Below are 14387 nucleotides of genomic sequence, written 5' to 3' on the forward strand. Positions count from 1 at the left end.
TACTCCCTGCTCCCTCGTTAAAGAATTCGATCGAGCAGTTGATAAATTATTTTAAATAAAGCTGTGAGGGCAACTGCAATTAGTCCGCCACCGATCGCCAGAACCAAAATGCTAGAAACGCTGAGATTGGCGTGTAGGGCAGGGATAAAAACCACAACTACCAAGGAAATTACTGAAACAATTAATAAATCTACTTTTTCGATCCAGCGACGAGATAAGGCGAAAACTAGACCACTCAAAATCACAGCAGCAATCGCCCAACCAATAGCGGGAGTGGGAAAAAGGCTGGAAAGCGCGATCGCTAGTAAAGCGCCTTCAAAACCGCTAAAAGCCGCTCCCGTTAAAACCTCCCACAGAGCGAAACTCGGTCGCCTAGTTATCGATGGCGGAGTAGGTGGCGTAGGGGTGGGGCGATCGAGGTGGTGCAGGGCGGCTAGGACTTCGGCAGCTGACTGGTAGCGCTGCTGCGGTTGAGCTGATAGCATCTTGGTCAGAATGCTGGCAATCCCATTGCTAACTTCAACATGCATTCGCCAATGCCATTGATTGCGACCGGCATCATATAAATCTGTAGGTTTTTTGTCAGTGAATAGGTTGACTGCGGTTACAGCCAAGGCATACAAGTCCGTAGAGGGGTAAACCTCCCCACCTGAGACTTGTTCGGGAGGGGCAAAACCCATAGAATAAATTCCGGTCGAAGCAGATTGCGCTCCTCCTGCTTGGCTCGTCACTTGTTTGACCGCACCAAAATCGAGTAAGTAAAGCTTACCGTGGCGATCGCGGATGATATTAGAAGGTTTGATATCCCGATGAATCGCTTTTTGTTCGTGAACGAACTGTAACACGGGTAAAATGGCGTAGAGCAGTTGCAAGACCTGCGATTCGGAGAACCGACCTTGAGATTCTAGTTCTGCTTCTAGAGTTTCACCGTCGATAAACTCTTGAACGAGATAAAAAAAACGTTCCTGTTTATTAGGTTGCCAACTCGGGACGCTCAATTCAAAAAAAGCCAACAAATCGGGGATTTGGTCGTGGCGATCGCCAAGTTGCTCTAAGGCGACTGCTTCCCGTTCAAATAGAGTTTGGGCAGTCATCAGCTGAGTCGCGCTCAAGTCACCAGAGGGCTTGAATTGCTTCACGACACACTGACGCATCCCAGGCGTGTAGCGATCGCGTGCCAAAAAAGCCGCGCCAAATCCCCCTTGTCCTAGTAGTTTTACTGGTAGATAGCGCCCCTGTAAAATCAGCGGCATACCGCAACAGGTGCAATATTTTTGTTCTGTTGTTTTGAGAATGGCGCTGTTATCGAGATCGGCAAAATGATTGAGCGGACGGGGACAGCCTAAACGAGTGCAGAAAACTTCCATGAACGGCAGGGGTTAATGGCTAGCAGCTAGGAGGCAAGGGAGACAAGGGAGACAAGGGAGAGAGGAGAGACAAGGAAGCAGAGGGGACAATTCCAATTACTAATTCTCCACGCCCTACACCCCATACCCTACGCCCTGTTCCTGAGCGCACCACTCTTCTCTATAGCTTTTAATTTAGCTGTCTACTTCAAACAACTCAATTCACTTCTTCTACCTCTGGCGTGACAACTTCTATAGTTTCCTTGGCAACTCGCGGCGACTCTAACAGTTCCTTGCCCCAACCAGGAGTTGTAAATTGAGGTAGAATCTCGCGGATAAACGCATCGGCAGCTTTCGAGCGGTAACGGTTGGGGTTTAAGATTGCTGCTAGTGTCCGTCGCACCACGACCCCCTCAATTACAGAGCGGTGCAAGATACCCATTTGTAGCTCTTTGGCGATCGCAGAAACGGAAACAAAAGCCGCTCCCAACCCTGACTGCACGGCGTTTTTAATTGCCTCAATTGAATTGAGTTCCATTTCAATTTTGAGCCGTCGCGTATCGATCTCGCAGCGAGTTAATACAGAATCAATGACTTTGCGAATGGTCGATTGGGAGTCGAGAGCGATGAACTGAAGCTTGTAGAGGTCGTCTTTATAGATTTTGTCTGCTTTTGCTAGAGGGTGCAGCACTGGAAGGATCAGGGCTAGCTCGTCTTCGGCGTAAGGAGCGATCTGTAAAGATTCGTGTAGCTCCGAGGGAATTTCTCCACCGATGATCGCTAAGTCTACCTGTCCGTTTGCCACGCTCCAAGCAGTGCGCCGAGTTGAGTGGACGTGCAACTGTACTGCGACATCAGGATATTTTTGCCGAAACATGCCGATCATGCGGGGCAACAGGTACGTGCCGGTAGTTTGAGAAGCACCGACAATCAGAGTTCCGCCTTGAAGGTTTTGCAAATCCTCAATTGCCCGACAGGTTTCTTGACATAGGCTGAGAATTTTTTCGCCATAATTGAGCAGCAGATACCCTGCTTCTGTCAGTTGCGCTCTACGTCCGCCTCGGTCGAATAAAGGCACGTCCAATTGCCGCTCTAAATTTTGCACCTGCAAGCTCACCGCAGGTTGAGAGACATAAAGACTGTCAGCGGCACGCTTGAAGCTCCCTTCAGCAGCGATCGCTTTAAGAATGCGTAACTGATCTAAGGTGAAAGGTAGGTCAGACATACAGCTATATCCATGAATACGAAAGGAGACTTCAGGTAACCTACTCGATTAGTGAGAGAACGCGAATGTGTCATCTGCTCAAAGTGGGAAACATTCCGCAAAAATGACCCTAACACCACATTAATATATAAAGTTACCTAATAATTCGCGATCGGAGCTTTACAGGAACAAAATATATAAAATTTACTAATAGAAAGCGGGAGTCGGGAGTCGGGAGTCTGGAGTCGGGGAAGAGGATGGGGTGAGGGGATGAGGTGAGAGTGGGGAAATTCCCCACGTCTCCTTGTCTCCCCTTTTCCTACTCTTCCTTGTCTCCCTCTGCCCCTGAAGCCCCTGAAGCCCCTGAAGCCCCTCTGCTCCCTGCTCCCTTACCCCTTTATCCCTAGATGAATCACAGTTGGCTAACGCCCAGCCATTTTGTCATGCTGGGTCTATTACTAGGATTTGCGATCGCCCATAGTGGTCTAGCCGCCCTGCGAATGCAGGCAGAAAAAGCAATTGGTGCTAGGCTTTACCGAGTCTTATTTGCTAGCGTCAGCCTACCTTTAGCTGTCGGATTGGTAATTTACTTTTTCAACCATCGCTACGACGGAGCGCAACTTTGGCAAGTGCAAGCTGTCCCAGGCGTACGCGAGATTGTTTGGGTGCTATCTGCTGTTTCTTTCCTCTTTCTTTATCCCGCTACATTTAACTTACTGGAAATTGCCGCAGTCCAAAAACCCGAAGTCCATCTCTACGAGACGGGAATTATCCGCATCACCCGTCATCCGCAGATGGTAGGACAGTTGATTTGGTGTATTGCCCATACTTTGTGGTTGGGGACGAGTTTTACCCTCGTCACTTCCATTGGCTTAGTCTTGCATCATCTCTTTGGAGTGTGGCATGGCGATCGCCGCTTGAGTCAACGTTATTCAGAAGCATTTGAAAAAGTTAAGTCTCGCACCTCCATCATTCCCTTTCTAGCGATCGTGCAGGGACGACAAACATTATATTGGCAAGAATTTCTCCGCCCTGCATACATAGGTGTTGCCATTTTTGTCTTTTTATTGTGGCGATCGCATCCACTACTGATCCAAGCTACAGCAAGAGTTCCCTGGTAGTGGGGAATTCAGAATTAACTACTTGGAAGTTCCCGACTCCCGACTCCCGACTCCCCAATAACTCAATACGGTTCAGTTAAATGCGATCGATCCTCGAAGATCTGGACTTGCCCTCCTTCAAAAGGAGGGAATCATAGCCCCCCAATTGACAGCGGGGGGTTGGGGGGATCGTCTTATCTGAACCGTATTGCCCAATAGCTGACAAAATCGATATTTCCCACTTTTTAATTGATCCCGAATCGATGTAGCATAATTCCAAGTTGATAGCAAACTCAGATAATTCCGCCTAGAGGAAACATGGTATTGTCAGTTAACGAGCGGACGTTTACAAAAGAAGTTTTAGAATCTTCAGTTCCAGTTTTAGTCAATTTTTGGGCTCCCTGGTGTGGGTTGTGTCATTTAATCCAACCTGTACTATCAGAGTTTCACAAGCATGGTAGCCAGCACGTCAAGATAGTCGGTGTAAATGCTGATGAAAATTTTAGATTATCCAATACTTATCGACTCACAACCTTACCTACACTGATTTTGATTGAGAAAGGTATTGTCAGACAGCGATTAGATCGCCTACACAGTCGAGATGAACTTCGGCAAGTCCTAGAGTCAATTCAGTACAACTACGCTAACTCCGTTCGACTTGAAATAGGAGCGAGGAGTTAGGAGCTAGGGAAAAAAGACAAGGGAGACAAGGGAGAGCGCGATCGAAAATTCTCCCTTGTCTCCTCCCACACTTTCCACACTTCCCACACCCCACACCCTACACCCCTTCTTTCCCTCGCTCCTCACCCCTCACTAAAGCTAAAGTCATAGTAAATTTTCCCCATCTAGGTTCCCTCAGGTGGGGTATTTTACGATCGGAGCCATGTGTCACAATTGTTAACAGTTTGGAGCAAGCGATTAGTCGTCAGAGGTTATTCATCATCAGTTGTTTGTAATCAGTTCCATACAAATGACAAATGACAAATGACAAAAGACAAAAAAGCTAATAGCTTCATTAAGTTAGTAGTAAAGTTCTCAAAGTAGGCGCAAGTGATGGAAGCTATCTATCAATATGCCTGGCTGATTCCGGTGTTACCCTTGGTCGGGGCGATGCTGGTCGGTCTGGGGTTAATATCGGCAAATCAGGCGACTAACCGCCTGCGGCAACTCAATGCTGTATTTGTCATCTCTTTAATGGGAGCAGCAACGGCACTGTCTTTCGCGATTCTTTGGAGTCAAATCCAAGGACACGCGCCCTATACCAGAACCCTGGAATGGGCAGCAGCCGGAAATTTCCATTTAAGTATGGGATATACGATCGACCATCTGACAGCCATGATGTTAGTAGTAGTGACCACAGTGGCGCTTCTAGTGATGGTGTATACCGATGGCTACATGGCTCACGACCCAGGTTACGTGCGCTTCTATTCCTACCTGAGTTTGTTTGGTTCTTCCATGCTCGGTCTGGTGGTCAGCCCAAATATCGTCCAGATTTATATTTTTTGGGAATTAGTAGGGATGTGTTCCTACTTGCTCGTTGGGTTCTGGTACGATCGCAAGGCAGCAGCAGATGCTTGTCAAAAAGCATTTGTCGTTAACCGTGTGGGTGACTTTGGTTTGCTGTTGGGTATTCTAGGACTTTACTGGGCAACCAACAGTTTTGAGTTTGGTGAAATTGGCGAACGGTTGCAAACTCTGGTTGAATCAGGTTCCATCAGCAGTTTCTTGGCAGTTGTATTCGCCGTTCTCGTCTTCTTAGGACCAGTTGCCAAGTCAGCTCAGTTTCCCTTACACGTCTGGCTACCGGACGCGATGGAAGGTCCCACCCCCATCTCAGCTTTGATCCATGCGGCGACGATGGTGGCAGCTGGGGTATTTTTGATCGCTCGGATGTATCCCTTGTTTGAAGGCATACCAGCAGCAATGAATGTGATTGCTTATACTGGTGCGTTTACAGCATTTTTAGGGGCAACGATCGCAATTACTCAAAACGACATTAAGAAAGGCTTGGCTTATTCCACCATCTCCCAATTGGGTTATATGGTGATGGCAATGGGTTTAGGCGCGTATGGTGCGGGATTGTTCCACTTAATGACCCACGCTTACTTCAAAGCAATGCTCTTCCTTGGCTCCGGCTCAGTCATCCACGGGATGGAAGCTGTTGTCGGTCACGACCCCGTTTTGGCGCAGGATATGCGACTCATGGGAGGATTGCGGCGCTATATGCCAGTCACGGCAATTACTTTTTTAATTGGCTGTTTGGCAATTTCGGGAATTCCGCCTTTTGCTGGTTTTTGGTCGAAAGACGAGATTCTAGGGGCAGCTTTTGCCACGAATCCTTTACTTTGGGGTGTAGGCTACCTGACGGCAGGAATTACGGCTTTCTACATGTTTCGGATGTATTTCTCGACATTTGAAGGGAAATTTCGAGGCAATGAAATGGAAATCCGCCACGAACTCAAATCGGCAGCCCTCGTACCTAATTTTGGACCAGGGGCAATGGATACGCGAGAATTAGCAGCAACTGCAAGTAGCCATGACAGCCACGACCACGGACACAGCGAACATCCGCATGAGTCTCCTTGGACGATGGCTCTACCTTTGGTAGTCCTAGCTATCCCGTCGATGCTGATTGGTTTAGTCGGTACGCCATTTGCTAATTACTTCGAGGAGTTTATCTACCCTCCCAACGAAACTGCGGCTATGGCGATGGAGAAAGCTGCCGAGTTCGAGCCGACAGAATTCTACACTTTGGCAGGGGCTTCGGTAGGGATTTCTTTGATAGGAATTACTTTGGCTTCGTTGATGTATTTGTGGCGCAAGATCGACCCTGCCGCGATCGCCGCCAAAATTCAACCGCTTTACGAGCTATCGCTTAATAAGTGGTACTTTGACGACATTTACGACAAGGTGTTCGTCCAAGGTAGCCGTCGCCTTGCCCGTCAAGTGATGGAAGTCGATTATCGTGTCGTCGATGGTGCGGTGAACCTCACGGGCTTCTTCACGCTCATCAGTGGTGAAGGCTTAAAATACCTAGAAAACGGTCGCGCCCAATTCTATGCCTTGATTGTGTTTGCCGCAGTTCTGGGCATGGTGATCGTGTTCGGCGTAACTTGAAGCAGGAGATAGAAGACAGGAGATGGACAAGGGGACAAGGGGACAAGGAGACAAGGGGACAAGGAGAATTTTCCCCCATCCCCCACTCACCCCCTCCCCCCATCCTCTTACTCCCTACTCCCTACTCCCTACTCCCTACTCCCTAGTTAGAGATGAATACAGCTAATTTTCCCTGGCTGACAATAATCATTCTGTTTCCGATCGTTGCCTCGCTATTCATCCCGCTACTGCCACCTTCCAAAGAGGGATCGACAGGGCGCTGGTACGCTCTGGTAGTGGGGCTAATTGATTTTGCAATTATCGTTTACGTATTTTACACTCAGTACGATCTGGCTAATCCAGAGTTGCAATTGGTCGAAAGATATCCTTGGGTTCCCCAATTGGACTTGAATTGGTCGGTAGGGGTCGATGGTTTGTCGATGCCCTTGGTGATTTTGACAGGGTTTATCACGACACTGGCAACTCTGGCAGCTTGGCCCGTAACTTTAAAACCGCGCCTGTTCTACTTTCTGTTGCTGGCAATGTATGGCGGACAGATTGCTGTATTCGCCGTGCAGGATATGTTGTTGTTTTTCCTGGTGTGGGAACTAGAACTGATTCCTGTTTATTTGTTGCTGGCAATCTGGGGTGGTAAGAAACGGCAGTATGCTGCAACCAAATTCATTTTGTACACTGCTGGCGGGTCGCTCTTTATTTTGGTAGCTGGTTTGACGATGGCATTTTACGGCGATACCGTAACATTTGACATGCGATCGCTGGCTGCTAAAGATATTCCCCTTAACTTTCAGCTTTGGCTGTATGGGGCTTTTCTGATTGCCTACGGCGTAAAATTACCAATCTTCCCGTTACACACTTGGCTACCAGATGCCCACGGTGAAGCGACAGCCCCAGTACATATGTTGCTGGCTGGTATTCTGCTGAAAATGGGTGGTTACGCCCTGATTCGGATGAATGCGGGGATGCTTCCCGATGCTCATGCTTTCTTTGCCCCGGCGATGGTAATTCTGGGGGTAGTAAATATCATCTACGCGGCTTTAACATCTTTTGCCCAGCGGAACTTGAAGCGCAAAATTGCTTATTCTTCAATTTCTCACATGGGATTTGTGGTCATTGGGATCGCTTCCTTCACCGATTTAGGATTGAATGGCGCGATTTTACAAATGATTTCCCACGGGATGATTGGCGCGAGTCTATTCTTCCTCGTTGGGGCAACATACGATCGCACCCATACCCTGATGCTGGATGAAATGGGTGGTGTCGGGCAACAGATGCGGAAGATTTTCGCCATGTGGACGACTTGTTCGATGGCATCTTTGGCGCTGCCAGGTATGAGCGGTTTTGTTGCAGAATTGATGGTATTTGTAGGCTTTGCAACTAGCGATGCTTATAATTCCACTTTCAAAGTGATTATCGTCTTTTTGATGGCAGTCGGTGTGATCTTGACTCCGATTTATCTCCTTTCCATGCTGCGAGAGATTTTCTACGGGCAAGAAAACAAAGAATTAACTTCTCACGAAGCTTTAATTGATGCCGAACCGCGAGAAATATTTATTATCGCTTGTCTGCTAGTACCAATTATTGGTATTGGTTTGTACCCGAAAATGCTGACTCAAATGTACGATGCCACAACTATAAAACTAACAGCTCATTTAAGGGAATCAGTGCCAACATTAGCAGAACAAAAGCTAACACCAGCTGTATCTTTGAAAGCGCCTCAATTGGCGATCAAATAGTTAGCTTGTACGAGATTTTTTTCAGCCCTTGCCGCGTTGTCGGTAGGGGTATTTTATTTGCTATTAATTACTTTTCTATTTCTGTCGATTGTTACTTCTGCTTGATACTACCAATGAAAATGAACGATGAACAATGGTTTTTGCTGAAGCAGCGATATCCTATCGGTCGTAAGTTTTGGGCAAGAGTGGGAAGAATTAAACCCTTTGGTATATTTGTCGAAATTAGCGATAGTCCGAAGGATAGCAATAAGTATATAGGATTAATTGATATTGGTCATATAGCTCTCTACAAAGAGGGGAGTCAAGAACTGCCCTTAGATAATACTCAGTGGGCGCAAGAAGGTGCTTACATTAATTGTATGGTTAGTTATTACCGCGAACATAATAAACAACTTGGCTTAAGTTGGCTCGGAGAAATCAGTCAATCTCAACCTGAATGGTAGTGTCATAAATCTTGTGAGCCTATCACTTCTACAGAAAACATAATTATTTGCAAGGTAGTGATGTTTTAAATTTAAAATATATATAATTAGCGAAATTGCAATTTATCATTTTTAAATGTTGCTTAGATCGTCAAACATAAATTTTAAAAGTTAAAATTTCGATCCGCACTACTATAAAAAAAGAAATTTCCTGTACTGTAAAAGAAGAAATCTATAACTACAGGAGCGCAACTGATGTTTCAGATCGGCTCTCTTTTCTGCTCGTTTGTTGGTTCTATTGGCGGTTCGTTGGTTGGGTCAGTTGCGGGGGCAATTGTAGGAGGCATTGGTGGTTCGATTGGTACGGCACTCCTTGGCTCTTTAGTTGGTTCTCTGGCGGGATCGGTAGTCGGATCGCTGGTGGGGGCTGTTGTTGGTTCGGTTGTGGATTCAGCAATGGATAGACTCTGGGACGAACTCACCGAACAACAGAGAGATATGTATCCGATGAAGTCTGCTGCGGTTTAATTTGAATATTTAATGGGAAAAACGTTCTAATCCCGCTAGCGATCGCGCATAAGGTGTTTCGTGCAGGTGTGCCTTGCCGACAGAGCCGAAGAGATGCAATTTTTCGGCGATCGCTTTCTGCATTGCCGCGATCGCCACACCTGCTATATCGAGTAAGTCGCTGCCATTACCTGCACAAACTTCCTGTTTGAGCGATCGCATGTAAGCTTGTCGTATTTCAGTATTGACATTAAACTTACATACGCCTAATTGAATCGAACGACTAATCATCCACGCTGGTAGTCCCGACGCGCCATGCAAGACAAGGGGAATATCAATTAAGCGGCGAATGCGAGCAAGGCGATCGAAGTCTAAGCGGGGCGGATTTTTATATTCTCCGTGAACGTTACCAATCGTTACCGCTAGAGCATCTACCTGCGTTGTGCGGACGAATTCAATTGCTTGCGCTGGGTCGGTCATTTTGGCTTCTTTCTCGGCAATAGTTAAGCCATCTTCAGTACCGCTGATGCGACCAATTTCAGCTTCAACGATTGCACCGCGTGTATGAGCAAGCTGCGTCATTTCCCGCGTAAATGCCATATTTTCTGCATATGGTAAATGAGAGCCATCCGCCATAATTGAGTTCATACCTGCTGTAAGGGCTTGGCGAATATCATTAGCATTGGTACTGTGGTCTAAGTGGACGGAAATAGGGACTGTAGCAGCGCGTGCGGCTTCTAAACACATTGCTACTAAAGCCGATCGCCCGTACTTTAAGGCACTCGGATGGATCTGCAACATGGCAGCACTACGATGCATCTCGGCTGCACTCACTACCGCTTTGACTCCCTCCAAGTTATAGATATTAAAAGCTCCGATCGCGTAAATATTCTGCCGTGCTGTTTGGAGGAGTTCTTGAGTAGAAGCAAGCATATTTAAAATCGTAGGGGCGGGTTTTTTTTGAATATACCTGTAAACGAACAAATAATACTGTGGATAAACCCGCCCGTACAACCGTCAAAAAATCAATTGAATTTCATCAAGTTGGGAAATCGCCACGTCTGCTGCTTCTAAATGGGCGGCTTCCGGTCTGCCCCAGCAGATGCCGATACAACCCGCTGCCCCTGCATTGCGTGCCATTTCAATATCAGCGGCAGAATCTCCTACCATCAAGGTATCGTGGGGCGCTACACCCAAGGACAAGCAAGCTTGTAAAAACAGGGCGGGGTTAGGTTTGCTAATTATAGTATCTACACCCATTTGTAGCTGTACGTAAGCTTCTAATTGATGGCGCTGGACGAAGGTGCGGACTCGTTCGGTGGAAGCGGCGGAAAGAATTCCCAGTTTGATCCCAGCATCGCTGAGATATTTCAAAACTTCCAAGCTGCCTACAAATAACGGTGAAGGGGCAGTCCCGATATACTGGTCGGCTTCCTCAAAGGTACGACGGGCGATCGCCAAGGACTCAAACCAACTGCGCCCAGTCTCGGCAATATAGGCAGCTGCGGCAATTTCCGTTTCGCGCCGACTACCTACAGCTAACAGTCCTGTCGGATCGAGGCGATCGCCATTAATCCCAAATGCCATCAGCAGGGGTTCGCCAATCCCAGGAATTTGAGCATCGATCAGGCGCGATCGCTTTTGTCCTAAATTGCGTAAATACTCTTCAGAATTTTCTAACGTGCCATCTTTATCGAAGACAATTGCTTGGATATTACTGAAGCGCTTGTCTTTACATTGAATTGTTACCATATTCGTGTTAACTGACGCTTCGATCTAAGCGCTACCATACTGCTTGTGAGATGAGCATCATTTTACGACAAGCACGCCTGGACGAGCGTGTCCAAATCGAAGGATTAATTGCTGCGTCTGCACGGGGTTTGAGTCGAGAAGATTACACTGACGAGCAGATTGAGGCGGCGATCGCTGCGGTTTTTGGTGTCGATACAGATCTGATTGTAGATGGTACGTACTTTGTTGCCGAGGCTGCTGAAATGTTGGTAGGGTGCGGTGGTTGGAGTAAACGCAAAACGCTATTTGGCGGCGATCGCTATAGCGATCGCGAGTCTGGTTATCTCGATCCCAATTACGATGCGGCAAAGATTCGAGCTTTTTTCGTGCATCCTCACTGGGCAAGACAAGGCATCGGCAGAGCGATTTTACAACGATGTGAAATGGAAGCTGAAGCCAGTGGTTTTCGATCGCTGGAATTAATGGCAACCCTACCAGGGGTAAAGCTATATCGGTCATACGGGTACACGGGTAGCGATCGCGTTGCCTATACAATTGGCAACGGAGTCAGCATTGAGTTTGTCCCCATGAGCAAAACAATCGCGCGATCGTAGGGGCGGGTTTATCGACATGTCTCACTACAAATCAATCTGACTGCTAAACCCGCCCTCCGAGATCTGGTAATTTGGTAGGGACGCACAACTGTGCGCCCCTACTGCCTGTGATTCCAGCGATCGCCACGAAAAAAGATCGCCACAAAAAAAGAGGGTTAAACCCTCTTTCATATAGAAATGCCAATATAACGCCTCTACATTGAATTGCTAAATATTCTTACTCAACTGCTGCTGGCAAATCCTCATCAGAGGCTGGCAATTCCTCAGCATCGGTAGCAACAGGTTCTTCGGTATCGACAGCAACAGGTTCTTCGGTATCGACAGCAACAGGTTCTTCGGTATCGACAGCAACAGGTTCTTCGGTATCGACAGCAACAGGTTCTTCGGTAGCCACTGGAATCTCTTCTTCCACTGCTACTGGTTCTTCTACCTCAGCAGGAGCATTTAAATCAATTCCTTGTTGCTTAGCTGCCATCTGTTCGCGATATCTTGCAGCCATTTCTTCTGCTTTATCGTAAACCAAGTCGCGGTTCTTGATCATGTCGCCTGGTTCTGGCTCTAGCTGTTTTGTAGACAGAGAAATCCGACCCCGTTCGGCATCCAAGTCAATGATCATGACTTTGACTTCATCGTTGACGTTGAAGACGCTGTGAGGTGTATCGATGTGGTCGTGGGAGATTTCCGAGATGTGCAGCAGACCGCTGACACCACCAATATCGATAAATGCACCGTAAGGCTTGATCCCGCGTACCGTACCGATGACGACTTCGCCAACTTCCAAGCGGTTCATCTTGCGCTCGACTAAAGCGCGACGGTGTGAAAGTACCAGACGATTGCGGTCTTCATCAACTTCTAGAAACTTTAATGGTAGCTCCTCGCTGACCAACTCTTCTTTAGGCTTACGAGTGCTGATGTGGGAACCAGGAATAAATCCGCGCAGACCTTCGATTCGCACGAGTGCGCCGCCGCGGTTTGTAGCGAATACGAGCGATCGCACCGTTGCATCTTCGTTTTGTAACTGTCTGACGCGCTCCCAAGCTCGCATATACTCAATGCGGCGAATCGAAAGCGTTAGCTGTCCGTCTTCGTTTTCATCGGTAAGAATGAAAAACTCCCGCGTTTCGTTGGGCTGCAAAACTTCTTCTGGAGCATCCACCCGATTTATCGACATTTCTTGGATGGGAATGTAGGCAGCGGTCTTAGCACCAATGTCAATCAGAGCGCCCCGTGGCTCCATGCTAAATACCGTACCAGCTACGATGTCGCCAGGGCTGAAGTGGTAATCGTATTTGTCGAGTAAAGCCGCGAAATCTTCGTGAGTAAAGCCTATTTCTGTAGTAAGTGTTTTCTGATTGACCATGCTGGTTGTTTCCTGGGAATAGTCTCCGAAAGGTTTTTCCTCCTCTCGATGTATATGCAAGGCGAGCGTAGGCAGATTTACACCTACATCTCTGATTCCATCCTAACGTAGGAGAAGTTAATCTAAACGCAATTTAAGTACAGACTCACAATTATAACTGAGCTTTGTGAATAAATTTACTGAAATTCTTGAGATGTAGTTCGAGTCGATAGAGTTTGAGTTATGGATACGATGGAATTCAAGCTAGTAATGTCATTGCACCCCTGAGCCGAAAAGTGCTTGTTGTAAGTGTTTATTGCGAGTCAACAGTATACAATTCTGCTCTGGCGATCGCGATAAAATCTCTCAATCGGCGATCGCCACAGTATGAGCTGGGGATTCATGGCACTGGCAATATTCATCTTCAATCGAAATATTATTTGGAGCTTCCTGACGCGACAGATCGTCCAAAGTTTCGACAAAATCTTTCATAGTTTGAAATTGGCGATAAACAGAAGCAAAACGCACGTAGGCAACTTCACTCTCGCATCGCAGGTGTTTTAAGACTAATTCGCCAATTTCCAAACTGCTAACTTCCCGCGAGACACGTTGTTGCAGTTCTGCTTCAATTTCATCGACGATCGCCTCCATCCGCAAAGCCGAAATTCCCGTTTTCTCGCAAGCGCGGACAATTCCCCTTAAAACTTTAGAGCGATCGAATAACTGGCGATCGCCATTCTGTTTCAGAACGGTAATTGGCACAAATTCAATCCGTTCGTAAGTTGTAAAGCGGCGATGACACCGCAAACATTCCCGTCGCCTACGGATACTCTGTCCCGCTTCCGCAGAACGCGATTCTAAAACGCGATTATCTGGATGCTGGCAGAAAGGGCATTGCATAGGCAGGGACTGGGGGCTAGGGTTGAAGAAAGCTGAGGGAGCTGAGGGAAAGAAGAGAGCAACTACCAATTACTAATTACCTATTACCACTCTTCACTGGTCACTGGTCACTGATAAAGGAATATCCGCTGCTATCAAGGACGATAACAGCGGTGGAAAATGGATATGATTTGGCTATTTTTAGCGAATTAAGCCGAAAAAATTTACTTTTTCTCAATGCGAGGTGGTTCGCGAAAAGCTATGGCAAAGAATAGAGTACCAATAGCCAGCGCGAGAATCAAAATGTAAGCAACGCTTTCCATGTCAGTATTCCCTAACGACTTCCTTCTTACTGATAGTTTATCAATCAAAAGAAAAGAACGGTTACATTAACT

General features: G+C 47.1%; 14 protein-coding genes. 7 read left to right on the top strand and 7 right to left on the bottom strand.

Features of this window, described 5'->3' with window-relative positions:
• Nucleotides 1-17: 17 nt before the first annotated feature.
• Together H6G17_RS02380 and H6G17_RS02385 are read right to left on the bottom strand one after the other, a co-directional pair.
• Nucleotides 18-1367, bottom strand: a complete 1350-nt coding sequence (locus tag H6G17_RS02380; protein ID WP_192153776.1) for a serine/threonine-protein kinase — start codon at nt 1365-1367, stop codon at nt 18-20.
• Between the two features lie 196 nt (nt 1368-1563).
• On the bottom strand, nt 1564-2571 hold the full coding sequence (locus H6G17_RS02385) for a LysR family transcriptional regulator (RefSeq protein ID WP_192153778.1): 1008 nt from the start codon (nt 2569-2571) through the stop codon (nt 1564-1566).
• A gap of 386 nt (nt 2572-2957) precedes the next feature.
• On the opposite strand from H6G17_RS02385, the gene H6G17_RS02390 reads away from it, so the two are divergent.
• The 6 genes from H6G17_RS02390 to H6G17_RS02415 all read left to right on the top strand — a co-directional run bounded on the left by H6G17_RS02390 (nt 2958) and on the right by H6G17_RS02415 (nt 9450).
• A complete protein-coding gene (locus H6G17_RS02390; RefSeq protein ID WP_192153780.1) occupies nt 2958-3671 on the top strand; it encodes an NnrU family protein in 714 nt (237 codons plus the stop codon).
• 297 nt (nt 3672-3968) lie between these two features.
• The gene (locus H6G17_RS02395; RefSeq protein ID WP_192153782.1) at nt 3969-4331 is read left to right on the top strand and encodes a thioredoxin family protein; all 363 of its coding nucleotides are present in this window, start codon (nt 3969-3971) and stop codon (nt 4329-4331) included.
• Nucleotides 4332-4703: 372 nt separating this feature from the next.
• Nucleotides 4704-6767 carry an NAD(P)H-quinone oxidoreductase subunit 5 gene (locus H6G17_RS02400; protein ID WP_192153784.1) on the top strand — a complete coding sequence of 688 codons (2064 nt, stop codon included), beginning with the start codon at nt 4704-4706 and terminating at the stop codon, nt 6765-6767.
• Between the two features lie 152 nt (nt 6768-6919).
• On the top strand, nt 6920-8500 hold the full coding sequence (locus H6G17_RS02405) for an NAD(P)H-quinone oxidoreductase subunit 4 (protein ID WP_192153786.1): 1581 nt from the start codon (nt 6920-6922) through the stop codon (nt 8498-8500).
• 119 nt (nt 8501-8619) lie between these two features.
• Nucleotides 8620-8943: a hypothetical protein gene (locus H6G17_RS02410; RefSeq protein WP_192153788.1), complete on the top strand. Its 324-nt coding sequence runs from the start codon at nt 8620-8622 to the stop codon at nt 8941-8943.
• Between the two features lie 234 nt (nt 8944-9177).
• On the top strand, nt 9178-9450 hold the full coding sequence (locus H6G17_RS02415; protein ID WP_192153790.1) for a hypothetical protein: 273 nt from the start codon (nt 9178-9180) through the stop codon (nt 9448-9450).
• 9 nt (nt 9451-9459) lie between these two features.
• Here H6G17_RS02415 and H6G17_RS02420 read toward each other — a convergent pair whose 3' ends face one another.
• Together H6G17_RS02420 and H6G17_RS02425 are read right to left on the bottom strand one after the other, a co-directional pair.
• Entirely contained in the window at nt 9460-10362 is a 903-nt protein-coding gene (locus H6G17_RS02420) for a class II fructose-bisphosphate aldolase (protein ID WP_192153792.1), read from the bottom strand.
• 84 nt (nt 10363-10446) lie between these two features.
• Nucleotides 10447-11181 (bottom strand): HAD family hydrolase, encoded by a 735-nt coding sequence (locus tag H6G17_RS02425; protein ID WP_192153794.1) that lies wholly within the window; start codon nt 11179-11181, stop codon nt 10447-10449.
• Between the two features lie 50 nt (nt 11182-11231).
• On the opposite strand from H6G17_RS02425, the gene H6G17_RS02430 reads away from it, so the two are divergent.
• Nucleotides 11232-11774: a GNAT family N-acetyltransferase gene (locus H6G17_RS02430; protein WP_192153796.1), complete on the top strand. Its 543-nt coding sequence runs from the start codon at nt 11232-11234 to the stop codon at nt 11772-11774.
• 217 nt (nt 11775-11991) lie between these two features.
• On the opposite strand, the gene H6G17_RS02435 is transcribed toward H6G17_RS02430, so the two are convergent.
• The 3 genes from H6G17_RS02435 to H6G17_RS02445 form a co-directional block, all read right to left on the bottom strand.
• Entirely contained in the window at nt 11992-13134 is a 1143-nt protein-coding gene (locus tag H6G17_RS02435) for a 30S ribosomal protein S1 (protein ID WP_192153798.1), read from the bottom strand.
• 345 nt (nt 13135-13479) lie between these two features.
• Entirely contained in the window at nt 13480-14013 is a 534-nt protein-coding gene (nrdR, locus tag H6G17_RS02440) for a transcriptional regulator NrdR (protein ID WP_192153800.1), read from the bottom strand.
• Between the two features lie 203 nt (nt 14014-14216).
• On the bottom strand, nt 14217-14315 hold the full coding sequence (locus H6G17_RS02445) for a photosystem II reaction center protein T (RefSeq protein ID WP_009632497.1): 99 nt from the start codon (nt 14313-14315) through the stop codon (nt 14217-14219).
• Nucleotides 14316-14387: the final 72 nt, after the last annotated feature.

The organism is Chroococcidiopsis sp. [FACHB-1243], assembly GCF_014696895.1.
GTDB lineage: Bacteria > Cyanobacteriota > Cyanobacteriia > Cyanobacteriales > Chroococcidiopsidaceae > Chroococcidiopsis.